This window comes from Frankia torreyi (assembly GCF_000948395.1).
Lineage (GTDB): Bacteria > Actinomycetota > Actinomycetes > Frankiales > Frankiaceae > Frankia > Frankia torreyi.
Map to the genome: position 1 here is coordinate 178,437 of NZ_JYFN01000003.1, position 25,466 is coordinate 203,902.

The window sequence follows — 25,466 nt, forward strand, 5'->3', positions numbered from 1 at the left end:
CGTCGCACTCCGCCGCCCGGCGGGGGAGGCGGTCGGACTGGCCGGGCGGTTCCCGCGCATCATGTCCTACTGTCGGAACATGCCCCGCCCCGGTACCGGTCCCCGTCGGACGCCGCCTTCGTCCCGGTCGTCTCAGTCATCCGGGTCAACCCGAAGGTCGGGGACGGGGCCGGCCCAGGGCGCCTCGTCCGGGGGCGGCCCGGGGGGCGGCGGGGCGCGCCCTCGAGCCGCGGGGAAGGGTGCCAGGGGCTCCTCGGGCGCCGAGGGCTCCCCGGCGGGCTCGTCGGTGGCCTCGTCAGCAGGGTCGTCGGGTGGGGCGGCGGTGTCCGGGTCGGTGGGGTCCGGGTCGGCGGCTCCGGGCGGGAAGTCGGGGCCGGTCGGGAAGTCGGGGCCGGGCGGGAAGTCGGGGCCGGCCGGCCGGCCCGGGTTCGCCGCGTCGACGGCCGAACCGGAGCCGGGTCGGGTCTTCCTCGGTTTCTCGTATGTGCTGGGCATTGTCCTCGGCGTCGGGCTGGGCCTCTACGGCGTCTTCCTCGTCCCCGACGGCCCCCGTCCGGGCGGCACGCTGCTGTCCGTCGGCCTGCTGCTGGCGTTGGTGGGCAACGGGGCGGCGGCGCTGCTGGTGCGCTGGCTGACCGGCACCCGGCTGGGCCCGGCGACGGTGCTGATCGGCTGGATGCCGGTGGTGCTGCTGCTCGCCGCCTCCCGCCCCGAGGGTGACCTGCTGCTGCAGTCCAGCGCCACCGCGTACGCGTTCCTGCTGCTCGGCGGACTGAGCCCGATCGTCGTGGCGGTCCTCGGCGGGGCGNGNCGCGGGTTCACCGTGCTCCCGCCCCCGCGCTGACCGGCGCCGGCCCGCTCCCGACCGCGCCGGCCCGCTCCCGACCGCGCCGGCGAGCCTCCGACCGCGACGGCGAGCCCCGGCGACGACGGGAGGTGCGCCCCGATGGCGGGAGGCACCCAGACGGGGGGACAGGCCACTGTGCAAGATGTCACCGGCTCCGGCATCCGGGACCGCGGCAGGGGACCGCGGCGGTAGCGTGAGCCGGGTGGGCAGCCTGCCGCAGGAGATCCGCAGCGATCCACCCGCCGTCCGGGCGCCCCTGGATGCGGGTGACTTTCGCCGGGCGGTCGGCAGGTTCGCCACGGGTGTGACGGTTCTCACCACCGTCACCGAGGGGCGCCATCTCGGCATGACGGCGAACTCGTTCGTCTCGGTCTCCCTCGACCCGTTGCTGGTGCTGGCCAGCATCCGCCGCGACGCCCGGTTCCACGCCCCACTGCTGGCCGCGGGGGTCTGGGGCGTCTCGGTGCTCGCCGCCGACATGACCGAGGCCTCGCGCTTCTTCGCCCGGCGGGCGTACGAGCAGCCCGGCGACATGTTCGCCCAGTGGCCGCACACGATCGGCGGGCAGACCGGCGTCGTCCTGCTCGACGGCGCCCTGTCGGTCTTCGAGTGCCGGACGGTGTCGACGCACGCCGGCGGGGATCACACCCTGGTCGTCGGCGAGGTGGTGTCGTTCGCGCAGCCTCGCGATGACGCCGACCCCCTCGTCTTCTTCGAGGGGAAGTACCTCGACCTGGCGCCGTCCCGCGAGGCGGTCCCCGCCCAGGACGGTGGCGCTAAGCGGATCTAGCGGATCCAGCGGATCTAGTTGAGGCGGGCGCGGGCCGCCGCGGCGGCCTGGCGGGCGGCGGCCGCCNCCNCGGGCTCCACCTCGGCCACCGTGTCGGCGAAGGTCGCCAGGTCGGTCGCGCCGCCGAGGAAGTCGCCCAGCCGCACGCGCAGCTCGCCGCGCTCGCGGCGCAGGTTCGCCGGATGGCTGGGGAGCAGCAGCGAGAGCTCGACGGCCCACAGCCGGGTCCGCGGCGTGTCCGAACGGGCGGCGAGGATGCGGATGTTGCCGAGGATGCGGCTCAGCACGTCCCCGGCGCTCATCGGGGCCAGGTGCGCCCGGTTGAACGCGACCCCCGCCGCGCGGACCTTCGCCGCGGCGTCGTGGATGGTCAGCAGCCGGCCGGCCGCGAAGGGGTCGACGAGCACGAAGTCCTCGGGCGAGCCGACGGCGACGACGACATGCCCCGGCAGGCCGACCGGGTAGGCGGCGACCCCGAGCCGCTGGGCCACCTCCAGCCAGACGACGGAGAGCAGGATCGGCAGCCCCCGGCGGCGGCGCAGCACGTCGGGCAGCAGCGAGGAGCGCACATCGTCGTAGTCGTCCGCGGAACCGGCGAAGCCGGCGTCGAGACCGAGCGCCTCGTGCAGGGCCTCCGCGGCGGCCCGCGGATCAAGGGCGCCGAAGCGGCGCAGCTCCCCGAGACGGCCGACCGGGGGGTCGACGCCGGGCCCCGGCTGCCCCCCGCCGCCGGCGCCACCGGCCGGCGGCGGCGTGCCGCGCTCCACCCGCGGGAAACCCCGGGTGGCGGTGGCTCGGGCGGCGAGCAGCGGGCGGGCGCGCAGGGCGAGCGCATCCAGGGCCCCGAGGGTGGCCGCGGCGTCGACGGCGTCGGCGGTCGGATCCGCCTCGGCGGCGAGCAGGTGGCAGGCGACGGCCAGGTCGACGGGCTCGCGCCGGACGACCTCGGCGAACCGGCTGCGGCTGCGGGTGCTCATCCGCGCTCCGTCCCGCCTGTGTCGGTGTCCTGTTCCGTCATAGCTGGGATTGTCGCTCGCCGGACCGGCCGGGTTCGGACGATGGTGCCCGGAGGCGGTATGTCCGCATTGGCGTCGAGCGGACCAGCCGCGGTCGTGACCTGCGTGGCCGGATCGGTGGGTGATCGCCGCGCGGGGGGTCTAGGGGGTATGACGCGTGCCGCGACCACGTCATCCTCGGTAATCTGGACGTGCGTGCCCTCCGCCGTTTCGACCGTCAGCACGTGCGATGACCATGACCGTAGTGTCCCGAGAACGTCACTGAGAGGTATCGGACCCGGGATGCGCCTGCGGATCATGACTCGCGCGCCGATGTCGGCCTGAGTGATGCGGACGACATACACCACCAGCGCACGCCCTTGTTGTCGACACGGAACTGTCCATGTCGATACTAAGGACTCAGTCGCCCGCGAGCCCGAGGAGGAACAACCGGTGACCTACGTCATCGCGGAGCCCTGCGTCGATGTCAAGGACAGGGCCTGTATCGAGGAGTGCCCGGTCGACTGCATCTACGAGGGCGGACGGATGCTCTACATCCAGCCCGACGAGTGCGTCGACTGTGGAGCATGTGAGCCGGTCTGCCCCGTAGAGGCGATCTACTACGAGGACGACGTCCCCGATCAGTGGAAGGGGTACACGGACACCAACGCCAACTTCTTCGAGGAGCTCGGTTCGCCGGGCGGCGCCTCGAAGGTCGGCGCGCTGGACTTCGACCCGCCGGCGGTCGCCGCGCTGGCCCCCCAGGGCGAGTCCTGAGCGGCTCTGGGAGGTCGGGCAACACCTCCGGAGTCCTGCGGTCACCGGCCCGTTCCCGCGTGCGGCTGCCCGACTTCCCCTGGGACCAGCTCGTCTCCTACAAGGAGAAGGCCCGCACGCACCCCTACGGGCTCGTCGACCTCTCGGTCGGGACTCCGGTCGACTCCACCCCGGCCGTCGTGCAACAGGCGCTGGCCGGTGCCGCGGATGCTCCGGGCTATCCGCTGACGGTCGGTACCCCGGATCTTCGAGAGGCGGCGGCGGGCTGGTTGGCCCGCCGCCTCGGCGTCCTCGTGGATCCGGGTGCCGTCCTGCCGGTGCTCGGCACCAAGGAGCTGGTCGCCCAGCTCCCGGGGCAGCTCGGTCTCGAACCAGGGGACCGGGTCTGGGTGCCGACGCCGGCGTACCCGACCTATGAGGTCGGCGCCCTGCTCGCGCGCTGCGAGCCGGTCGTCGGCCCCGCGGACGGGGTGACGCTCGTCTGGCTGAACTCGCCCGCGAACCCGACGGGGCGGGTGCTGACCGTCGACGAGATGCGAGCGGTCGTCGCCTGGGCCCGCGAGCGGGGCGTCATCGTCGCCAGCGACGAGTGCTACATCGAACTGGGCTGGGAGGCCCGGCCCGTCTCCGTGCTGCACCCGGACGTCTGCGGCGGATCCCACGAGGGCCTGCTCGCGGTGCACTCCCTGTCGAAGCGGTCCAACCTCGCGGGCTACCGGGCCGGCTTCGTCACCGGCGATCCGCAGCTCGTCGAGGGGCTGATCGGGGTCCGCAAGCACGCCGGGTTCATGATGCCGACCCCGGTGGCGGCGGCGATGGCCGCCGCTTACGCCGACGACATCCACGTCGCCGACCAGCGGGCCCGCTACGCCAACCGGCGGGCGGTCCTGGCGGCGGCGCTCGCGGTCGCCGGGTTCACCATCGACCACAGCGAGGCCGGCCTGTACCTGTGGGCCACCCGTGGCGAGGACGCGTGGGCGACGGTCGACGCCCTCGCCGGGGTCGGCGTGCTCGTCGCGCCCGGGACGTTCTACGGGGAGGGCGGCCGCCACCATGTCCGGGTCGCCCTCACCGCGCCGGACTCCCAGGTGGCGACCGTCCCCGAGCGGATGACCATGCTGGCGCCGGCCGTCGTGGCGGGCGGCGCCGGATCGCATCCGAGCGGGCCGGCCGGCGGGCCGCCGGCGGGCGGTGGCTACCCGCAGTCCGGGCCGCCGGCGGGGTACGGCGCCCAGCAGGGTGGCTACGCCGCCCCGGGCCCCGGCTACCCGGCCGGGCCGGCGCGGGTGCCCTACGAGTCCGCGGCGGGCTACGAGACCCGGCCCGCGTACGAGCCGCGGCCGGGCCGCGAGGGCCAGCCCGGCTATGACGGCCAGCCCGGCTACGAGGGCCAGCCCGGCTACGAGGGCGCGCGAGCCTACGAGGGCCAGCCCCGCTACGAGGGACAGCCGACCTACCAGGGCGAGCCGACCTACCAGGGCGAGCCGACCTACCAGGGCCAGCCCACCTTTCAGGGCCGGACCGGCTTCGAGGGCGAGACCGGTCAGGGCCGGACCGGCTTCGAGGGCCAGACCGGTTACGAGGGCCAGGCAGGTTACGAGGGTCAGGCCGGCTTCCGGGGCCAGCCGGCCTACGAGGGCCGGGCCGGCTTCGAGGGCCAGCCCGGTTACGAAGGTCAAGCCGGCTACGAGGGGCAGCCCGGCTTCGAGGGCCAGCGCGGTTATGAGGGCCAGCGCGCCTTCGAGGGTCAGCGCGCCTTCGAGGGGCAGCCCGGCTACGAGCGCTCCCCGCGCCACGCGCGGCAGTCCGGCTACGGCGCTCGGTCGGGCGGTCACGACGATCCGGCCCGGCGCGACGGCCAGGCCGGCTACGACCCCGCGAGCGGCTACGACCCCACGAGCGGCTACGAGAATCCCGCGGACTACGAGCGGCCGGCCGGCCACGACGATCCGCCGACCGGCCACGGCCAGCCCTCCAAAGCCGGCCGTCACGCCGCCGGCGGCTCGTGGAACGGCGAGCCGGACATCCGCTGACCCCTGCGGCCGGCCCCCGGGCCGGCCGCAGCCAGCGCCGCCGGGAACCCGTACGCCCCACGACGCGCGGCTTCACGGTCCGCGGCCCCGGGGCGGGCGGGAGCCACGGCGTGGCCGCTACCGCCGCCGACCTCGTAAGGTCGGGCCTGTGAGCGCACCCAACACGAGCTTCGACTCCCCGATCGATCCCATCATCGACGAGCTGTGGGATCGCCGGGCGGACCTGACCCCCGACGACGCCGACGCCCGCAAGACCGTGGTCGCGGCCGTCGACGCCATCGACGCCGGGATCGCCCGCGTCGCGATCGTCGCCGCAGACGGCTCGGTCGTCGTCGACGAGCGGGCCAAGCGGGCGATCCTGCTGTCCTTCAAGGTTCTGCCGATGGCCGAGTCGGCCGCCGGGGACTTCCACTACCACGACCGGATGCCGCTGAAGACCCGGTTCGACGGCGTCCGGGTGGTGCCGGGGGCCATCGTCCGCTGGGGTGCGCACGTCCAGCCCGGCGCGATCCTCATGCCCAGCTACACGAACATCGGCGGGNACGTGGGCGCCGGCACCCTGGTCGACACCTGGGCGACGGTCGGGTCCTGCGCCCAGGTCGGCAGCAACGTGCATCTCTCGGGCGGCGTCGGGCTCGGCGGCGTGCTCGAACCGCCGAACGCGGTCCCCGTCGTCATCGAGGACGACGCCTTCGTCGGCAGCCGGTGCATGGTCGTCGACGGGGCGAGGGTCCGCCGCGGCGCCAAGCTCGGCGCCGGGGCGATCCTGACCGCGTCCACCCACGTCTTCGACGCGAACACCGGCGAGGAATACCCGCGCGGCGAGATCCCCGAGCGAGCGGTCGCCGTCGGTTCCAGCCGGCTGAAGTCGTTCCCCGGCGGCGAGTTCGCGATGCCGTGCATCCTGGTGCTGCGCACCCTCGCCGAGGGTGAGATCCACGACAAGCTGGCGCTGAACGACGTCCTGCGCGAGCACGGCGTCGCCGGCTGACCCCCGTCCCCGCGGAGTCGAGCCGCGCCACCGGCTGAGCCCGTTTCCTCGGGTCGAGCCGCGCCACCGGCTGACCTCCGTCCCCGTGGGTCGAGCCGCGCCACCAGCCCCGTCGGGGTCGCGGCTCGGCACTCGCGGGGGCCGTAGGGTCGACGGCATGGATCTGGATCTCACCGTTCCGGTCGGCGAGCTCACCCGGCGGCTGGTCGACGTGCCGTCCGTGAGTGGCGGGGAGGCTGCGCTGGCGGACGCGGTGGAGAAGGCGCTCGCGGCGATCGACGGGCTGCGGGTCGACCGCGACGGCGACGCGGTCGTGGCCCGGACCTTCCTCGGTCGGCCGTCCCGGATCCTGCTCGCCGGGCACCTGGACACCGTCCCGCTGGCGGACAACCTGCCCGCGCGGGTGGTAGACGGGCGGCTCTACGGCTGCGGGACCTCCGACATGAAGGCGGGCGTGGCGATCGCGCTGCGCCTGGCGGCCACCCTGCCGATCACCGACGCGGGCGCGCTGCGCCACGACGTCACCTGGATCTGCTACGACAACGAAGAGGTCACCGCCGACCGCAACGGGCTGCGCCGCCTCGCCGCGCGGCACCGGGACTGGCTGGACGCGGACCTCGCCATCCTCATGGAGCCCACCTCCGGCGAGGTGGAGGCCGGCTGCCAGGGCACGCTGCGCACCGTCGTCACGCTGCCCGGCACCCGGGCGCACTCCGCCCGCTCCTGGCTCGGCGACAACGCCATCCACAAGGCGGCGGGCGTGCTGGGCCGGCTCGCCGGCTACCGGGCTCGGATCGTGACGCTCGACGGATGCACCTACCGCGAGGGGCTGTCCGCGGTCCGCATCGACGGCGGCGTGGCCGGCAACGTGATCCCCGACCTGTGCCGGGTGACGGTGAACTTCCGCTTCGCGCCGGACCGCACGCCCGAGGAGGCGTTCGCCCACGTCCGGGGGGTCTTCGACGGCTATGACCTGGAGCTGACCGACCTGGCGGCCGGCGCGCCGCCCGGGCTCGCGGCGCCCGCCGCCGCGGCGTTCGTCGCCGCCACCGGCCGTGTCCCGGTGGCGAAGTACGGCTGGACGGACGTCGCCCGCTTCGCCGAGCTCGGCATCCCCGCGCTGAACTACGGCCCGGGCGATCCCAACCTCGCCCACACCCGCGACGAGTACGTGGAGCTCGCCGCGATCGACGAGGGCGAGCGGCTGCTGCGCCGCTACCTGACCGTCTGACTACCTGACCGCCTGATCGCCTGGCCGCGACAGGCCATCACCGCGCGTCACTAGAATCGTTGCCCGCGTCTGGGTTGTTTGCCCGTTTATGACATGTTTCGAAGGTGGATCGACTCACGATCCGTCCGGCATGCGCCCAACGGGGAGCAGCGCATCCGGCAAGAATTTGGCGCGAATCGGTCGAGTAGCGATTTATGTCACGCACACGAGCCATCACGCGATGCCGGCATAGAACTGACGATGCTAGGACGTTAGAGTTGGGTGCGCACGTACAGTGCCGGCCGGACGGGGGGTCCGCAGGGCCGGTGATGCGGCGGGCCAGGGGGGCTCGGCCGGTGACCGGGATGCAGCGTCATGCGCCGTGACCAGGGCTGTCGGTGTTGCGAGCCCCTTTCCGTCGTCGTCGGCCAACGAGGGTCGTGACCATGGGGGGTCAGCCAGGTGACGGACACTGTCTTCAGCGATGCCAGGATCGGGTCGGGGGGCGACCCGAAGACCGGACCCAATGGCGATGAATCGGACAAAAGCGACCAGGCCTACGACGAACGCACGCTGACCAACATCGACCGGAGGTCGCTTCCGACGCGTCTCAAACAGGTGGCTGAGGTCGGGGCGCGGCCTGCCCTGCCCATGACGGAGCAGGCGATCCCGGTACAGCGGCCGCGCGCGCAGCGCGGCGCGCTCGGCGGGGTGGAAACGGCGGAAGGGGATGCCCTCGGCGGGGCCGGGGCCGCGGGGGAGAGCTATGTCCTCGGGGGGCTCGGGACCACTGCGGAGAGTGACGCTGCCGGCTGGCCCGGGGCCGCCGGCGGCCGCGGTGCCCGTGGGGAGGCCGGCGCCGGCAGCGGCGTCCCGCTCGATCCCGAGGACCGCGCCGACGGCTTCGAGGGCTACCGGGCCAGGGTGCCCTGGGAGCGCAGGTTCGGCTGGTTACTGATGGGTTCGGACGCGGCGGCCTGCGTGATCGCCGCCGGCGTGGCCTACCTCGTGCGGTTCGGCGGTGTGGTCGAGTTCGACCTGAAGCCCGTGTCGGCGAAGCCCTACCTGGCGATGTCGGTCGTGCTGCCCGTCGTCTGGGTGCTGGCGATGTTCCTGGGCCGCGCCTACGAGAGCCGTTTCCTCGGCGGCGGGTCGGAGGAGTTCCGCCGGGTCCTCAACGCCGCCGCGCACCTGACCGCGGTCGTGGCCGTGCTGTCGTATGCGACCAAGGCCGAGCTCGCCCGCGCGTACGTCCTGATCGCCTTCCCCGCCGCGCTCCTGCTGACGGTGCTCGGCCGCTGCGCCGCCCGCGGCTACCTGCACCGCCTGCGCCGCGGCGGCCGCGGCCTGCACCGGGTGCTCGTGGTCGGCGCCGGCGACTCGGCGGCGTCGCTCGTCCGGCTCGCGCGGCGCGACCCCACCGCGGGCTGGTCGGTCGTCGGCGTCGTGCTGGACCGCTCGCCCGGTCGCCACAGCCACGACTACGCCGACCGCGGCGGCTTCGACCTGCTGGGTGTGCCCATCGTCGGCACGTCCGAGAGCCTGCACACCGCCATCCGGGCGACCCATGCGACCACCGTGGCGATCAGCCCGCAGATGGACGGCGAGACGCTGCGCCGGGTGCTGTGGATGCTGGAGGGCAGCGACGTCGACGTGCTGGTCTCCTCGGCGCTGACGGACGTGACCGGCCCGCGGATCTCGATCCGCCCGGTGGCGGGCCTGCCGCTGCTGCACATCGAGGAACCGGAGCTGACCGGCGCGCGGCGGGCCGTGAAGGGCCTGTTCGACCGCAGCGTGGCCATCGGCGTGCTGCTGCTGTCCTCGCCGCTGTTCGTGGCGCTGGCGCTCGCGGTCCGCCTCACCAGCCCCGGCCCGGCGATCTTCCGCCAGACCCGGGTCGGGTGCGACGGCCGGCCGTTCACCATGTTCAAGTTCCGTTCGATGTACGTCGACGCGGAGGCGCGCAAGGCGGAGCTGGCGGCGCAGAACGAGCGCGCCGAGGGCCTGCTGTTCAAGATGCGCGACGACCCCCGGATCACGAAGGTCGGCAAGTTCCTGCGCAAGTGGTCGCTGGACGAGCTACCTCAGTTGCTCAACATCGCCAATGGCACGATGTCTCTCGTCGGCCCGCGCCCACCGCTGCCCGCCGAGGTCGCTCAGTACGAGGACGAAGTTCACCGCCGCCTCATGGTCAAACCGGGCCTGACCGGCCTGTGGCAGATCTCCGGCCGATCTGATCTCGAATGGGACGAGTCGGTTCGCCTCGACCTGCGCTACGTCCAGAACTGGTCACTACCGCTTGACTTCTACATCCTGTGGCGCACCGTCTTCGCCGTCCTACGCCGCGAAGGCGCGTACTGAGCTGGCCCTGGCCCGAATAACAGAGGAGAACGTGCCGCGTCCACGTCGACAGCTCGGTCCACGGACGCGGCGCGTCTGCGCACCCCCACGGCCCTAAATCCGACCGTTGTGTGGACCGGGTGGATTCGTAGCGAGTTCATTTGGGCGACCGCAACCCGGGCGGGGTCAAGCTTGACGGGTTCGAGTTGGGCCGCTGTTGCCAATGCAGGTAGCCGAGAAGGTGGATGACGTCCATCACTGGTCGGTGGCGCAGCTCGGTCGGCACTGCCGGCAGCAAGCCTCCGGATGCTCTGACCTCAGAGGCAGGCGCATTAGCTCCACCGTGAGCCGCTTTACATCCAGAACTAGTCACCTCCCTCGAGGTGACTACCCCTTCGGGGTGTACCGTATGGGCAGTTCTGTGCTGTAGGGGGGCGTACTGAACGAGGACCAACCGTCGTCGGGGGACGCGACCACGCCGATCATTCGGCAACGGGAGCGAGACGGTGTGCCTGGGAAACCTGGCGGCGGAGAAGAACGTACCGAGCATGTGCTGATCGTAAAGCGCACGCCGGCCATCACCGGATCGGACTACGAGTCGGTGCCGGGTGCCGCGCTGGCGGTCGGGGCGCTGGATGGCGCTGCGGCGGCCGCTCAGCGTTCCCGTCGGCGGCGGCGGTTCACCGTGGCCGGAGTCGTTGTGGTCGGTGGGTTGATCCTGCTCGCCGCCGGCGTGCTCGTCGGCCAGGTCCTGTGGGTCCGGTCGGATCTCGCCGGTGCCCCAGACAAGCTGGGGGTGTTGCAGGACCGAGCCCTCGACGGCGACGTTCCCGCCGCACGGCAGACCCTCGCCCAGGTGGGAGCGGCGACCGGGCGCGCGCGGAGCCATTCGGCTGGCCCGGTCTGGTGGCTCGGCTCGAAACTGCCTTTCGTCGGGTCGAGCCTCGGCACCACCCGTGAGCTGGTCGTGTCGCTCGACGATCTGGCGGACGGCCCGTTGGCGAATCTCGTCGCCGTCGCCGACAAGATCAATCCGGACACCCTCGTCCGGGACGGCACGGTCGATCTCGCCGCGCTCGACGAGGCGCGCGAACCCATCATCAATGGAAGCACCGAGGTCAGCGTCGCGAGCCGGCGGGTGCAGTCTCTACCGTCGACGGGACTGCTCGGACCGGTGCGCCAGGCCCGGTCCGAGGCCGTCGAGAAGATCGGTAAGCTCAGCAGCCTGCTTGACGGGGCGGCAGAGGCAGTGCGGATCGGCCCGGGAATGCTCGGCGCCAACGGGCCCCGCACCTATTTCATTGCCTTCCAGAACAACGCCGAGATCAAGGGGACCGGGGGCCTGCTCGGCGTCTTCGGTGTGCTAACGGCCAACCACGGCAAGGTTGATCTCGTCAGGACGGCGTCCAACACTGAACTGCGGGATTTTCCACTGCCGGTCGTCGATCTGGGGCCGGAGTTCAACCAGAATTATGGCCCACTGTTCCCGGGGGCGATCTGGTCGAACGCGAACTCGAGCCCGCACTTCCCCTACGCCGGCCGGACGTGGGCCGCGATGTACGAGCACCAGTTCGGGACCCACATCGACGGGGTTATCGCGGCCGACCCGGAGATGCTCGCCCACCTGCTGCGTGCCACCGGACCGGTTCCGCTACCCGATGGCCGGGTGGCCACGGCGGACAACGTCGCCAGGATCGTCGAGGTCGACGCCTACGCCGAGTACGACGGCAAACGCAGCGATCGGAAAGACTTCCTGCGCGGTGTCGCGGAGGCGGCGTTCCATGCGGCACTGAACGGCAAGGCGCCGTCACGGAAACTGCTCGCCGAGCTCGGCGACGCCGGCCGGGCCCAGCGCCTGCAGATCTGGTCGCCGCGGGCGGAGGAGATGGCCGGATTGCGCCAGGCGCATCTTACCGGGGAGATGTACCAGGGCCCGGCGCCGTATGCGGGGATCGTGCTGAACAACGTTTCCGGTGCGAAACTCGACTACTACCTCGACCGCAATATCTCCTACACCCTCGGCACCTGCAACGGCGACCACCGGTCCGGCCGAATTGCCGTGAAACTCACCAATGAAGCGCCGTCAAACCTGCCGACATTTGTTACGGATCGCATCGATGCGCCCCGAGGCACCTATCCGCCAGGCCAAAGCCGGCTGCAGCTCTCGATCTACATGACAGAGGGAGCCGAGATAACCGGAGTAGCTCTAGACGGCAAACAAATCAATTTTAACAGCGGAACTGAACTTGGCCATCCCAGAATAACAATGTGGATCTACCCGACACCCAGACTCCCACTCGAAGTTACCGTCAACACTCGGGAGCCAGTTAGATATGAAATGCCCATCGTGCCAATTCAACCGATGGCCCGTGCTGTAGAGGCGGGGTCTGTTGATGAGACCTCAGTCGCAAACTGTATCAGAAATTAGTAAGAAAGAGATGGCCCTATCTTCAACCTTTTCCGTGCGGCATATTATCCGGATCAAAAAGTAAACGCAAGTTGAAAGCCGTCGGGGGAAGTATGGTACACGCACGGATTACCTACGCCTCAAAAAAATTTCGTGTTGTAAACGAAGAAAACGGCGCTAAGCCGTCTCTAGCGGAGAGTGGCGCCATGCAAAAAACGGTCGATTTGCGGTCAAAAAAAACAAAAAAAAGAGTTTCTGACGTCGATATCGACGATGTCAGCCTCTACGAGGCGGTTGAAATAATCGGGAGCCTCTCATCCACGAGGGGCGGAGTGGTAGTCACATGTAACGTTGATCACGCACTTACGCTCCGAATCGATTCGCGTCTACGTCGTGCATACAACAACGCTGACTTGGTAACCGCGGATGGCTCGCCAATCGTCCTTCTCAGCCGTCTAGTGGGTCAAACTCTGCATTCACGCGTAACCGGTGCGGATCTGGTTCCAGCTGTTTGCGATCTGGCGGCAAAGAGAGGTCTGAAACTGGCCCTCTTCGGGGGAGAGGAGGGGGTAGGGGAAGCGGCCGCTCGGGAGCTGCAGCGGCGCCATCCAACCCTCCAACCACCCATAGTTGTCACACCGCCCATGAACCACGTGATTGGAGGGAAGATCGACCACACCTTGGTCGATGAACTCGCACATAACCGGCCAAATATCGTCGTAGTTGGGCTTGGAATGCCAAAACAGGAAATCTGGGCTGACTACCACCGCAAAACGCTTAGCCCGGCGGTCATCATATGCGCGGGTGCCGCTATTGATTTCCTAGCGAAGCGGCAAAGACGTGCCCCCAGACTGGTCCAGAAGATTGGACTTGAATGGATGTGGCGCCTCAGTACCGATTTTCGACGCCTGTGGCGGCGATACTTGGTCCGGGATCTCGCCTTCGTTCCATATGCGATCGGAGAAATCCTGCTTCATAGGTCTACCCGCGAGTCGACGCATCAAGACGACTGATCCAGCCCACGCGCAGACGTTTGAAAAGGCGGAAGCGAATTGCATGCTCCGGGCTATATCCGATGTCCGACCGGAGACAGGGGTTGAGATGACTGCAGTCGGACGGGTTTGGATTGTCAGCAGGGCAGTGGCAGGATTCCACGGCCGAGGCGGTCTCGAAAGGGCGGTGGCTGACCTCACCGAGGGCCTAATAGAAGCCGGAACCGAGGTTCGTCTAGTAACATCCGGACCGATCCCCATGGTGGAAAATCAGAAGTTTCGGCACGTAATATTNGTCTCGTGGCCAGTCATTCAAAATTCTTCTCTCAACGCAAGCGCCGCGTATGCCATCTGGCTTTCACGAGTCCGGAGAACGCTGCATGGACGACTAAGATCGAACGACGTTATGCACGTACACGGCGCTGCGGCGGGCATTCTCGCAGCACTTCCTGGAGGACACATCCGAGTACTCAATCCTCATGGCATGGAAGAATTTCATCAAACGACTCTGCGGGGGCGTGCATCTTGTACTTGGCAGCGCCACTCAGTGCGATCCGGAGCTGCCGCAGCTGACGTAGTGATTGCAACAGATACCCGCCTGGTGGAGACAGTTGAAGCCAACTTGGGATCTGATCAGCAAAAAATCAGAGTAATCCCCAACTCGGTCAACACTGACCTTCTCGAGAGATACTCCGGCAACGTTACGTCAAACCCGAAGTATCCTCGACCATCCGGACAGCTGATGGTGTCAATCGGCCGTCTTGTAGGCAACAAAGGTTACGATCTTCTACCCGATGTTCTGGCTACCGTCAGGACTGCTGGGAAAGAGCTGCAATGGCTGCATATTGGAGTAGGTCCTCTATCTGAAACAATAATTCAAAAAATAAAAATACTCCAATTGGAACGATACGCGAGCCTTGTCGGCGACCTAGACGACCAGACTACCCAGTCTCTTCTATCGAAGGCGGACCTATTCATACAACCATCAAGGTTCGAAGGTAGCAGCCTGACTGTACTTGAGGCGTTGGCTCATGGCCGGCCGACGGTGGCGACAGCTGTTGGAGGAATTCCCGATAAAGTTCAACATGGCATTACAGGGTTACTTGCGGAACCTTCAGTTATGTCGCTAAGTAATGGGGTACTAAGGTTGCTCGATGATCCTGCGTCCGCGTTGGCCATGGGTAGGGAGGGGCGAACGCTTGTTCATAAGCGGTTCTCGCTGAAAGCTATGACGGAAAACTATTTGGCCCTATATCAAGATCTTCTTAGTTCCAGAACCGCCACGTTCACTGAATGATCTTTTATCTCAATATATTATAACATTCGAAAATATTGTTTGGATCTACAAAAAACTTTGTCGACATGACAGAGGGTCGAACTTAAGACAAAGACGGGATTAGTAGTGCGTTCGGTAGTACTTAGTAACATGCAGTGGAATCACAGTACGTCGACCAATAGGCAATACGCTGCGAGAGCCTTGTCGAAATTCGGTAAGACTGCCTACTGTGAAGTTGTAGGCCGACAAGGTGCCCACTGGGAGATACACAACAGCATCCTCGTGACAAGGGCCCGACCCTGGGTCCCCTGGTCGGGCCGTGCCTATCTTCCAACGAGGAAGATCAGATCCTCCCTGGCGAACCGTTGGGTTGACCAGGTAACGACTTATCTTGGAGGACGGCCGGACCTACTACTCACCTATGACCCGATGTCGCTCGGCCTGGCACGCCTATTTGAGCCGTTGAACCTAGTCTACGACTGTGTCGACATTTATGAAGCGCAGCCCTGGTACTCAGGTACGGCGAGCAAACTATCGCTGCGAATCGCAGAAAAAAGGCTCGCCCATGCGGCAGATCTGGTGACAGGAACATCTCCTGGCGTGGTCCAATATTTGCGCCGGCACGGTGTCGAAGCGACCTATCTATCAGGCGCAGTGCTTCCACCTCCTTGGGGAAATGAGCCACTTCCTGACCGGACACCGCGCCGAAGATTTGTCTATGTTGGAGCACTCGATACCTATAAGCTCGACTTTCGAGTGCTCCATAAGATCGCGGACATTCCGCACAGTGAGCTAGTTGTCGTCGGGAAGCGAGAGAATCTAGCCGCGGGGGCTGAGGAGATTTCAGGCCTACAAAAGAGAACAAATGTGAGGATGCTTGGACCTCTGAGCAGGGAAGATCTATGGCCCGTTCTTCGGGACGCCGATGTTGGAGTTATAGCGCTTGCAGAGGGAGAATACTCCGATGGAAGCTTCCCTCTGAAGGTATGGGATTATCTCTGGGCGTGCCTTCCTGTAATCGCCGTCAGCGCTACTTCGCTTGTCGGGCTACATGCCGATGTCCATGTGACCTCGGATGTAAACACTGATATTCTAGAAGAGATTCTTGCCAAGGAAAAGAAGGATATCGCTCGTCGACAATTTGCCGCAGCATGGACTTCGGATACTCGGTTGCAGCGAATAGTAGACCTAACCAGGAACCCCAATGAGGATAATTGAAGTCTCGAGGCGGCCCAATTTGGGGGGCGCTGAGAGCGTCATCATCGACCTCTCAAACTGGCTTGCCGAGCGCGGGCATGAAGTACTATTCGCCGCGCCGGAGGGCGGCGCCCTTAGGAGGCGGTTGATCGGCAAAGTCGAGACTGTCGATCTGAGAACCGACAAAGACTCGGAGCTAACCAACACACTGATACGTGTGGGTCGAGGCGCCGATGTGATGCATGTACATTGGCGGCGCCAGGCGCTGGCGGCGCTTCCTGCTCGCATCGTCACCAAGACGCCAATAGTTGAGCACGCGCACGTGGAGCTTCCCGGGCGAGATATGAAAGCACTTTCGTACCGAGCGGACCGGATTGCAGCGGTGAGTCCTAGCACGGTGGCAATGGTAGTCCACGGTTACAAGAGGGCGAAATCGCGAGTCCGGCTAGTTGGAAACTGCGTGCCTTGGCATGAGCAGGACCTACTACATCTTCCCGTACAACGCCCACGGCACGCGCGAATTCTGGGTATTGGCCGCTTGACGGAACAAAAGAACCCTTCGCTTTGGATTATGAGCTGTGCCCGAGTCATAGAGGCGCGCCCCGACATATCGGCCTGCTGGTTTGGAGAAGGTCCACTACTTGCTGAATGCAAGAAAATGGTATTGGAACTCGGTTTAAGTGACCGAATCAATTTCTGCGGAGCCGCGCGTGATCTACGGAAGGAACTCGAGCGGGGCGGATTGCTGCTGATGACATCAAAATGGGAAGGTCTCTCTCTAGCAATGCTCGAGGCAATGGCTGCGGCTGTGCCGGTAGTTTCAACCGACGTTAGTGGAGCACGCTGGGCACTAGGCCGGGAGTCGGTAGTTGAAAACAAACCGAATATGCCGGAAGAAATCTCGGCGAAGATCCTGGAAGCAATTGCAGAAGATGCGGGGATGTTGCGAGAGAGATATATCAAGAGCTTTCGTCGAGACCGTGTCTACGCGCGAATTGAAGAGATCCTTACGGATGCGGCTATCAACTGAAGTCCTTCTCTGGAACGTTGGAGATTTTGTGGACGACATCATTTTGAACGGAGTTAACCATGCTATTTGTTGACGGACGTAGTGCAGATCATCGTCCAACTGGTGTTGGACGTTATACAAAGCAGCTGGTACACAACTGGCCAAATGCGAATATTACCGTGCTTACCAATAGCGCTGACGCGTGGCGACCGGAGAAAAATTTCCGATTGATTGCACTCTCTGAGGGCGCGCGCTTCCATGGCGTTGCTGCCGAAATGGCTCGGCATCAAAAATATTGGTCACCTGAATCACTACTTGTTCCGAGTCTGGTCTCCGGTACTATCCTAACCATTCATGATCTGACTCCGATTACTATTCCGGACCGGCATACAGCTAGGAACCGTGTATTCCATCGCGCACTCCTGCGACGAGCTGCATCTTCGGCCAGTAGCATAATCGTTCCGACGCGGTACGTCGCAGATGCTGTACTTAGGCACCTGCCGATGTGTCAGGGAAAGGTTCATGTAATCCATGAAGGGCCCTCACTTAATCTAGGGGAAGACCCCCTTCCTCGCGAGAATATTGTCACCTATCTTGGGACTATAGAGCCCAGAAAAAATGTCTCGGCGCTAATCCGGTCTTTTCGAAAAGTTGATCTACCGGGATGGAGACTTCGAATAATTGGAAAGCTTGGATGGTTGACAGCTGACGAGTCTGCCGAGTTTCGCTCGCTTGTACAAGATGACCTCGTCGAATGGACAGGCTGGCTGCCCGATGAAGATGTGGCTCGGGCGCTGGCTATCAGCTCAATCCTGGTGTATCCGTCGATGGATGAGGGGTTTGGTCTGCCGGTCCTGGAGGGAATGGCCGCGGGATGCGCGGTTCTGACCAGCGACGCACCCGCGCTACGTGAGGTTGCCGGCGATGCCGCGATCTATGTTCGCCGCAAGAACCTCGAAGCCGAGTTGCGGATGCAATTGCAGCGGTTGATGAGCGACACTGCGTTGCGAGAGGAGATGGCGAGGCGGGCGAGGGAACGCGCAGAAGAGTTCTCGTGGAAGCACGCGGCGGAGGAGACGTACGCGTGTGTACGCGGTCAACGAAGGCCCGATGCGTGAAAATTTGAGGTTGCTTGGGTCAGGCAGACGGCGAGCGGAGCAAGGTCCAGATGAGTAGGCATCGAAGGCAGCGTGGCGGCCCCACGTTCGCCCGGGCGGCGACCCTGCTTCAGATAACTAAACTTGTCGAATTCCCGGCTGTATTTCTGTCGAGCATAGTACAGGCTAACGTCCTTCCGTCTCGTCAATATGGCCAGCTTGTCGTCGACCTCTCTATAGCGTTCATCGCGGCAACGGTGATGTCACTTGGGGTCGAGGAATCGCTACAGCGAGCACTCGCGGCCAATCCTAGAGATAGAGCGATCTGGACGGAGGCACTTGCCTCCCGGGCTTTCGTGGGACTTGCGCTCACCCTCTTGGCTGGTATCCTTTTAGTTTGCGATCAGACGTCGCTAGCGATTGTAGGCTGCATCGTCGTTGCTAATTCGATTTACGATCTAGTAGTGGCACAGACGGCGTCGCTTCTACGCCCAGCAGTACCTAGCATTTTCAATATAGCTGCGGTCATCGCTGCCTCGAGCGCGACGTTACTCGTACGCCCATCGTCATCGATCTCTTGCCTCACTATTACGTTGATTTTCAGCTCACTGCGGACCGCGGGTTGTGTTCTTCTCTCATGTCGGCTGCTGAAACCAGTGCGACTATCATTCCGGGATGCTGTCCGAATGCCGAACCTTGCCGACCGCGGCTGGCGACCTTTGGTTGATCTGACTGTATATAGATTGACCAATAATATTCTGAATCGGCAAGGCGATCTTATTATCGCAGGAATAGTGGCAGTCGACAAGACCTCGGTAGGAACCTACGCCCTGGCTTTCAGTCTCACGACCGCCGCCAATACAGTGTTTCTGACAGGAATCGGTAGTATGACTTTGACCCGATTCTCCGCGACGTATGCAGAATCGGGGAAGTTTGAGCTAGGAAAGTCGTGGCAGAGAATGACCTATCTCACAGCTTTCCTGTCGAGTTGGCCTCTCGCGATACTGATCGCAATTGGACCTGGTCTTAGCGTGATACTGTTTCATGGGAAGTATCCGGGCTTGGCGCTGTACCTGGTCCTGATAGGGGTCGTGGCTTGGCTGGGAAGAATATCGGGTGGTGGAGCAAATATTGCGGTGCTCTTCACTCTTCGTAACGAAAAGTTGGTTCGGAAGGTCTTCTTAATGGCGGCTGCGATGAATGTCGCCACAGACTTCGTCCTGATGCCTCTAATCGGCATGTACGGTGCAATCGTCGGTACAATGATCGGCACCTTTTTCTCTAGTCGATTTCTAAATGTCCAAATTCGAAGGCGCACTAGATCCTCGGTTGAATGGTCTCCCCTTTTGCTTCTGAGCTGTCTTACCGCTATCGTAACTGCCCCTGTAGCTCTGCTGCATCGATCATTCACGCTGAGCATCTGTGCGGTTGTTGTTAGCCTCTGTTTGTGGGCCACCTTCTCCTGGAGGTCTAGCATATGCCCGCCAGAAATCTCTTCCCGTGTCCATGATGTATTTGGTAAAAAAAGCTCTGTAGGCACCGATTGAAACCTCAATTGGTGCCGCTGAGACCTCTCCTGTAAGCGCCTGTTGTAGTACGTGATCACAACAGTATGTTTTTGCGGTGCCGTTAGGTGGTCGTTCCGGAGGGGCGAAGGTAGCCTTCACGGCTAGAGTCTTCCGGCCGTCGGAGTGGGCTTTGCCCTTGGCCTTCTCTTATCGGATCGCGATCTGGCCCTGTAGCCCTTCTTCGTCGATACCAAAGAGGATCTTGGTATCGATCTAATCGGCAGGGCGCCGGAGGTGCAGTGCGGTGGTGTTGCGTTCCCTACCGGGACGGACGTCGGGGACCCAGAGTGGCCAGCTTCCGTGGCGGCGGAGACGATCTGGATGTTGCTGCCATGGTTGCGAGCCCTGGCGAACGAACAAGAGATTCACGCCCGTCGTCCTGCCGGGGGCGCGGCTCCGGTTGATCTCGACGCCTGTGCCGTCGACGATAACGTAGCCGAAGCCCGCTGCTGCAGGGCGCAGCTTAGGGGCCTGCCAGGCAAGCACTCGGATGCACTTGTGCAGGTCTGATAGCCCGGGGAGCTGCTGATCAGGTTTGCCTTCGCGCAGATGCTTTACCCGAGTTTCCTCGCTGAACCGCGCTGAACAAGCGCGTCCTGTGCCCGGCATCTGACCGCGAAGATTCCCGTCCGGATGCCGATTAGCTCGCGCTCCACGAGCAGGAGAACGGTTAGCCACGAGGTGGTGCTGCTCAATTAAAGGCAGCTTGGTGGGTGTGCAGCACCCATGCACACAGGGCCTTGGATACTGATCTGCGGAAGGACGAAGTTCTTATCGAGTCCTACGCTGCGCCTTCCGCGCCACCGCGGCTATCACGGTCCGTGACCGCCGCCGAGAATGGCGGACCGCTGGAGGGAAGGCTCGGTGCATGTCAGAACTGATCTATATTTGTTAGGGGTATAGTCACAGAGGACCTCTCGCAGATTCAGAAGTCGGATCCGCGGACATTGAGAAGATGTCCAGAAAGGTGATCGTCGGGGGCTGCGGGCTTCGATGGCGATGCGTCTTCTGATGTCGGGGTAGCTGAACCACTTGACGGTGGTGACCATGCCTAGCCCTGCCAGTTGGAAGTCGCCGCTCTAGGTGCGGTCTTGAGCGCAATTCTGGTGAGCGTCGGAAGCCTGTGGTCCCGGCGTTTGCTACGATCGGTACAGCTAAGTATGGGCTAAAATGGGGGGCGGCCAACCGTATGGCGTTGATGTTCTACCTACGCGCAGTCCGAGCGCACTGGCTGGTAGCTCTCGGCGTGTTTGCTATGTGTAGTGTGACTACTGGCCTCTATGTCTCGGTGCAGTCACCAATCTATACTGCCAAAATTCAGCTGTTTGTCGCTACCAGTAGCGAAGGCGCGAGTGCGACTCAGCTTTATGAGGCATCGAACTTTTCGGTCGAACGTGTGAAATCGTACGTCCGTATTATTAACAGCCCCGATGTTATGCAGGCAGTGGTGAACCAACTGCGCCTAGACCAGACAGCAGAGCAACTTGCTGGCTCTGTAAATGCTTCAACCCCTGTGGATACGGTACTGATAGATGTTAGCGTTACTGACCGATCCCCGAGAGGTGCTCAAGAGATCGCCAATGCTATTGGAGCTCAGTTTCCTGCGGTCGTGGGCCGTATTGAAACGCCTAACGGCGGTCAGATCTCGCCGGNGAAGGTATCTGTTACGCGAAGCGCTTCGCTTCCGGCCGCACCGTCATCACCTCGGAAGAAGGTAGACCTCCTCCTCGGTGTTCTAGTAGGGCTTGCCCTTGGAGTGGGCACGGCCGTGGTGCGGTATCGTGTTGATCGAAGGGTCCGCACCGAGGCGGAGGTATCCCGCATTGTAAGAGCTCCAGTGATTGGCGCCCTGGCGAATGACCGTCGAATTAATGAGCGGGCGCCCGCGGTCGATCAACTCTCTGGATCGATAGCCGAGGAGTTGCGTCGACTGCGTACTAACATTGGCTTTCTCTCGATTGATCGAAAACTTTCGAGCTTCGTGATTACCTCTGCTCTAGCGTCCGAAGGGAAGAGCCTAATCGCGGGGAATCTTGCTATTATGATGGCAAGGGCTGGTGAGCGTGTAGTACTTGTTGACGGCGACCTCCGTAGACCTCGTCTCGCTGAGGCTTTTTCGCTACCCGGAAGTGTCGGGCTCACCAGCGTGCTAGTGGGGAATGTGCCAATCTCTAGAGCGCTTCGGCAGTGGCGGGATGATATTCCCCTATACCTTCTCCCTTCTGGTCCGATTCCGCCGAACCCGAGCGAGCTTCTGAGTTCTACGCAGTTTGCAGAGATTGTCGGAGAACTGGTCAATTCGGGGTTCGTGGTGGTGTTCGACTCACCGCCGCTTTTGCCGGTGACCGATGCAGCGCTTATCGGCCGGGTCACCGGGGGGGTATTGCTGGTTGCGCAGATGAAGAAGGTGCGATCCGAGCAGCTGGCATCTGCGTCGCAAACACTTCGAGCAGCTGGGGTCAATATCTTGGGCGTTATCGCGAATCGAGTTACGAAGTCGGAGAGGGTATATGGGTACGACTCTATACCGGATTCTGTGTCTGCACATCAAACAACTCGCAGACCCGCGTATGATGTCGTTCGACATGACGACGGACTCGATCTCGCTACGACTATAATAGAGCGAAAACCGTCTCCAGAGCGGTTTCCATCTTCCTGAACTCCCTGCCTGCTGCGCGTTTTGACATCCGAAGTGGATCCCTTATGTCGAAGCTGGCGGACGGTCGGGGAGAGAGATAGCCACGACCGCGCTCGGCGACTGCCGGCATTGCTATCACACGCTCTGCCGCGGAGCGACCGGGTATGTCGTTCCAATCGAGTCCTTCAGCTAGCCAGGCCAGCTCGAGCCAAGTGAATATGCGGCCGAGTTTCCACGGCGCTGCCGTTAGGAGATCGTCTCGAATATGAGTAGTTGCTGTAAGGACGAGGTGAGACTCTGTGACCATTTTGCTGCTGATCTGCCTGGCTCGGAAGTCTCCGGATAGAACTCCACGGCGCTCAAGTTCTACCTCTGCGACAGAATGCAACTTCCCCCCTACAACCGCACGTGTCCCGGCGCTATGTATGTAGAAGGTCTCCGTACCTCCCGGAACCTGTGAGGACAGTATGTCACTACTGACTATCTCTGCGAAGGGCGATCGGCATATGTTTCCCTCGCAGACGTGCAGTACGGTTATCATGCCAGCGGTTCCTGTCGCTTTGCTGACGAGTGACAGAGCTTCTAAAGCTTATCTACTGGAAATTGACCAGTTTCATCTAATGTTGAATCTCCTATGGTAGCCAGCGCGCCCTCCCGGACCTGGGTGCCGCTTAGCGCCAAGGTTGTCGATTCGAAAGAATACCGTGAGTTCGGCTGGACGTTCCCCAGTATAGCACTTGTTCTCTTCTCGACTGTTTCTCCCCTGACTTCCTATCTGCCTCATTTAATGCAGGTATTCCCTCCCGCAGTTATACTGCTTGGCTGGTGGGCACTCACTGGGTATAGGGCTCGACCGGAACCAAACAGACTCGACTTGCTGTGGGCCTTGGCTAGCTGCTGCCTACTAGCCTGGCTACTGTTTCGAACGGTGTATTCAGTCTCACCGAACTCCAGTATCCGCTGGTCCTTCGGTCTTGTTCTGGGGGCGGTGGCCCCCATTTGGGCAGGGCGAAGAATCGGTCGGCATACGTATCTCCTTCTAAGAAGGACGTTTTTAGTCCTCGGTCTGACTATTGGTATCGGGAGCTGTGCGGAGCAAATCCTTCATTTCAACCCGTTCTCCGGATTCTATGCGCGGACTGCTATCTCTAGCGTTCAGCATTGGAGCGTGTATCGCTCGCAGGCCACCTTTAGTCACCCGCTGATTGACGGGACTTTTCTGGCTGCGGCCTCAACCTTCTCTTTCTTTGCGGCTGTCGAGGAGCCGCGTCAGACAAGGTGGCTTCCCCTATCGGCGTGCGTTGCGTCTTCGGCCGGGCTTCTTTGTACGGTGTCACGGTCGTGCATTGTGGCGGCTGCAGTTGGGATCGCTCTTGGGATGGTGCCCCTGGTACTCGGTGGTAGAAGTCGGCCTGGGGTTAAGCTACTTGTGTTAAGCGGGGTTAGCCTTGGAGCCTATCTGATTAGCAGATTCCCGCTCTTGGCAAACCGAAGTGATTCGACCGAAGCCCGGCAGTCTTCAATCTATCGCGAGTCCGTCTATACCCTAGCACCGCAAGTTGCTTCACTGTATGGTGACCTCGGATCGGGTGCGGGAACTTCCGGGAAGATTGTCTCTAACCTGGGATACAAATACCTTATCGAGAGTTCGCCGCTACAGTTGCTTATTAGCATAGGTGTCCCCGGGCTAGCTACTCTTCTTATGTTCTTAGCTCTGCCGATCTTGATGGCGCTGCGTGAACGGAATCTAGGGGCTGCGGCCGCTCTTGTAGCATTTGTTGTCTCCAGTTCTGGGTTTGAATATTGGGAGTCGAATCCTAATGCTTTCGCGCTCTTCGGCTTGTTGGGCCTGCTCTGCTGGCGCCCATCGGCTACCCGGGAAGTGGTTTAGCGGTCGTTGAGAGATTGGGTGGGTCTTAGCTTGACTGTGACCTGTGTGTTGCCGGTGGGCGGTGATGGGCCTGTCCCGTTTGATGGTTTCTCCGGCGGCGTAGCGGTGTACTTGGTTCGGTTGGTGGAGCCGGGAGGACAGCCAGGGCCGGGTGTGGTGGGCTGTGGTGCGCCGGCGGGGAGGGGCATGATCACGTGAAGGTTTCGGAACTCCCGGCAGACCCGCCTTGGGGGTCAGCCATTCCGGTAGGGCGGCTTCCTCCTACTCGGATGTATCGGCCTTCCTGGGTCGACCCTCTGGACTTTCTGACCGAACTGCAGCTGGTACGTCGGACGAGGCTGGGTACTTGGCGCAAGCTCTCGGCCCGCTCTGGCGAGTTGTCAGATCATCACTCCCCGCACACCGCGTCAGTGGATTCTACTTAGTTCTTGACAAGGATCATGTGGTGCCGTTTTCCGTCTCGGAGCCACGCTGTGGTACATCGGCAGACGACCGATCCCTGTATACCACTTTAGTGGGCGCTACTTCGGGGCGTTGTGTGACTCGGTGCGGTATATAGTATCTATAAGCATGTGACGGAAGGGTGAGATTATGCTGCCGCGCCTGGATATTTGATTGAGTCCGCCGACTATCTTGACGCGAAAAGCTTTTGTGAAGATCTGCGTTTTGTTGACTGCTTCTTTTTTGGTTCTGACCGCTGAGATTATTCTCTTCCCTCGAGTGGACCGGCCTAGAAGTGTGGACGCGATCTTTATGTTGGGTGGTCCTGGAGATCGCCTGAGTCGGGCGGTCACGCTGACGGAAGAGGGATACGCACCCGTCCTCGTTGTGTCGACCCCAGGGGGTCGAGGCTGCCCGGTCGGCGAGGTGTCTCGGGCCAAGCTAATTTGCTTCCAACCCGATCCGGCGACGACGCAGGGGGAGGCTCAGGAGGCCGGCCGGCTCGCGCAGCAGTATGGCTGGAAGAAGGTCATCTTCGTTGTGGAGCGGTCGCAGGACACCCGGGCGCGATTGCGGATCGGGCGGTGCTACCACGAGGGGATCCTCGTCACCGTGGTCAATCCGCCGTGGCGGGAATGGCCTTACCTCATCGCCTACCAGTGGGGTGCCATGGTCAAGGCCATGGTCTGGCAGCGTAGTTGCTGACTGCCCTGGCGCCGTAGCCGGCCGGGTTCCGCCAAGGTGCTCGGTGCGTGCGAGCAGGGGCGATCGGCGGATGAGAGGTGCGTCTCGACGACCCCGACCGGCGCGTGGCCTATGGCGGCATGGCGACGGCGCCCCCGATCTCGAATCCGCCCGCCTCCCGCCGCCGGAGGAGCTCGATGAGGAGGCGGGCCCTGCCATGCCCCTCCACCGACGCCTCGCCGGTCAGAGGCCCCACGGCTAACACTGCAACGCAGCTGCTGAC

Annotated in this window: 21 protein-coding genes and 3 pseudogenes; 19 read left to right on the forward strand and 5 right to left on the reverse strand. The window is 63.6% G+C overall.

All coding sequences use genetic code 11. The features are described 5' to 3' along the window. Positions 1-132: 132 nt before the first annotated feature. Positions 133-495, reverse strand: a complete 363-nt coding sequence (locus FF36_RS36920) for a hypothetical protein (RefSeq protein ID WP_044883446.1) — start codon at positions 493-495, stop codon at positions 133-135. Here FF36_RS36920 and FF36_RS36925 point away from each other — a divergent pair. Both FF36_RS36925 and FF36_RS03265 read left to right on the forward strand, forming a co-directional pair. Then, positions 485-808 (forward strand): DUF6113 family protein (locus tag FF36_RS36925; protein ID WP_242422262.1); only part of this gene is annotated, 324 nt, incomplete at its 3' end. The two genes, FF36_RS36920 and FF36_RS36925, sit on opposite strands and share 11 nt — an antisense overlap. A 232-nt stretch (positions 809-1,040) precedes the next feature. Continuing rightward, positions 1,041-1,637 carry a flavin reductase family protein gene (locus tag FF36_RS03265; protein WP_370657213.1) on the forward strand — a complete coding sequence of 199 codons (597 nt, stop codon included), beginning with the start codon at positions 1,041-1,043 and terminating at the stop codon, positions 1,635-1,637. Between the two features lie 14 nt (positions 1,638-1,651). Here FF36_RS03265 and FF36_RS39865 read toward each other — a convergent pair. From FF36_RS39865 to FF36_RS40615, 3 genes and pseudogenes are all read right to left on the reverse strand, one after another. Next, the coding region (locus tag FF36_RS39865) for a hypothetical protein (protein ID WP_277912821.1) at positions 1,652-1,703 on the reverse strand (52 nt) is incomplete at its 5' end. A 4-nt stretch (positions 1,704-1,707) separates the two neighbouring features. Then, a pseudogene (locus FF36_RS03270) lies at positions 1,708-2,614 on the reverse strand (transglutaminase family protein); the annotation flags it as partial. Then, positions 2,611-3,000, reverse strand: coding sequence for a putative acetyltransferase (locus FF36_RS40615; protein ID WP_422615066.1), 390 nt, complete (start codon positions 2,998-3,000; stop codon positions 2,611-2,613). The gene FF36_RS40615 and the pseudogene FF36_RS03270, both read right to left, overlap by 4 nt. An 85-nt stretch (positions 3,001-3,085) precedes the next feature. Between FF36_RS40615 and fdxA the strand changes: the two genes are divergently transcribed. The 16 genes and pseudogenes from fdxA (at position 3,086) to FF36_RS40640 (ending at position 22,188) form a co-directional block, all read left to right on the forward strand. Beyond that, on the forward strand, positions 3,086-3,409 hold the full coding sequence (gene fdxA / locus FF36_RS03275; RefSeq protein WP_009742053.1) for a ferredoxin: 324 nt from the start codon (positions 3,086-3,088) through the stop codon (positions 3,407-3,409). Positions 3,410-3,468: 59 nt separating this feature from the next. Continuing rightward, complete coding sequence (gene dapC, locus FF36_RS03280; RefSeq protein ID WP_044883450.1) at positions 3,469-5,442, forward strand: succinyldiaminopimelate transaminase; 1,974 nt, start codon at positions 3,469-3,471, stop codon at positions 5,440-5,442. 148 nt (positions 5,443-5,590) lie between these two features. Then, positions 5,591-5,983, forward strand: a 393-nt coding sequence (locus FF36_RS36930; RefSeq protein ID WP_479686772.1) for a 2,3,4,5-tetrahydropyridine-2,6-dicarboxylate N-succinyltransferase, incomplete at its 3' end; no start/stop codon positions are given. A 1-nt stretch (position 5,984) separates the two neighbouring features. Beyond that, positions 5,985-6,433 (forward strand): annotated as a pseudogene (locus FF36_RS36935) (DapH/DapD/GlmU-related protein); the annotation flags it as partial. Between the two features lie 157 nt (positions 6,434-6,590). Further along, entirely contained in the window at positions 6,591-7,664 is a 1,074-nt protein-coding gene (gene dapE, locus FF36_RS03290) for a succinyl-diaminopimelate desuccinylase (RefSeq protein ID WP_044883452.1), read from the forward strand. Positions 7,665-8,105: 441 nt separating this feature from the next. Continuing rightward, positions 8,106-10,004 carry a sugar transferase gene (locus tag FF36_RS03295; protein WP_044883453.1) on the forward strand — a complete coding sequence of 633 codons (1,899 nt, stop codon included), beginning with the start codon at positions 8,106-8,108 and terminating at the stop codon, positions 10,002-10,004. Positions 10,005-10,533: 529 nt separating this feature from the next. Continuing rightward, on the forward strand, positions 10,534-12,411 hold the full coding sequence (locus FF36_RS03300; protein ID WP_044883454.1) for a DUF4012 domain-containing protein: 1,878 nt from the start codon (positions 10,534-10,536) through the stop codon (positions 12,409-12,411). A gap of 185 nt (positions 12,412-12,596) precedes the next feature. Further along, positions 12,597-13,403 (forward strand): WecB/TagA/CpsF family glycosyltransferase, encoded by an 807-nt coding sequence (locus FF36_RS40620; protein WP_157871696.1) that lies wholly within the window; start codon positions 12,597-12,599, stop codon positions 13,401-13,403. Between the two features lie 88 nt (positions 13,404-13,491). After that, positions 13,492-13,676 (forward strand): hypothetical protein (locus tag FF36_RS40625; protein WP_422615067.1); only part of this gene is annotated, 185 nt, incomplete at its 3' end. A 1-nt stretch (position 13,677) separates the two neighbouring features. Next, a pseudogene (locus FF36_RS40630) lies at positions 13,678-14,679 on the forward strand (glycosyltransferase family 4 protein); the annotation flags it as partial. A 129-nt stretch (positions 14,680-14,808) separates the two neighbouring features. Continuing rightward, positions 14,809-15,876 carry a glycosyltransferase gene (locus tag FF36_RS32315; protein WP_082121631.1) on the forward strand — a complete coding sequence of 356 codons (1,068 nt, stop codon included), beginning with the start codon at positions 14,809-14,811 and terminating at the stop codon, positions 15,874-15,876. After that, the gene (locus tag FF36_RS32320; protein WP_082121632.1) at positions 15,863-16,885 is read left to right on the forward strand and encodes a glycosyltransferase; all 1,023 of its coding nucleotides are present in this window, start codon (positions 15,863-15,865) and stop codon (positions 16,883-16,885) included. The genes FF36_RS32315 and FF36_RS32320 overlap by 14 nt, the downstream gene beginning before the upstream one ends. Positions 16,886-17,139: 254 nt before the next feature. Next, on the forward strand, positions 17,140-17,982 hold the full coding sequence (locus tag FF36_RS36945) for a glycosyltransferase family 4 protein (protein ID WP_339325590.1): 843 nt from the start codon (positions 17,140-17,142) through the stop codon (positions 17,980-17,982). A 665-nt stretch (positions 17,983-18,647) separates the two neighbouring features. Beyond that, a complete protein-coding gene (locus FF36_RS35330) occupies positions 18,648-19,508 on the forward strand; it encodes a polysaccharide biosynthesis C-terminal domain-containing protein (RefSeq protein ID WP_157871697.1) in 861 nt (286 codons plus the stop codon). 1,219 nt (positions 19,509-20,727) lie between these two features. Then, positions 20,728-21,181: YveK family protein (locus FF36_RS40635; RefSeq protein ID WP_422615068.1), on the forward strand; the 454-nt coding region annotated here is incomplete at its 3' end. Positions 21,182-21,366: 185 nt separating this feature from the next. Further along, a complete protein-coding gene (locus FF36_RS40640; RefSeq protein ID WP_422615069.1) occupies positions 21,367-22,188 on the forward strand; it encodes a CpsD/CapB family tyrosine-protein kinase in 822 nt (273 codons plus the stop codon). Here the strand turns inward: FF36_RS40640 and FF36_RS40645 are convergent. After that, entirely contained in the window at positions 22,142-22,708 is a 567-nt protein-coding gene (locus FF36_RS40645) for an arsenate reductase/protein-tyrosine-phosphatase family protein (RefSeq protein WP_082121636.1), read from the reverse strand. The genes FF36_RS40640 and FF36_RS40645 overlap by 47 nt on opposite strands. Positions 22,709-24,925: 2,217 nt before the next feature. Here FF36_RS40645 and FF36_RS36950 point away from each other — a divergent pair. Next, the gene (locus tag FF36_RS36950) at positions 24,926-25,204 is read left to right on the forward strand and encodes a hypothetical protein (RefSeq protein ID WP_242422263.1); all 279 of its coding nucleotides are present in this window, start codon (positions 24,926-24,928) and stop codon (positions 25,202-25,204) included. The last annotated feature ends 262 nt before the right edge of the window (positions 25,205-25,466 follow it).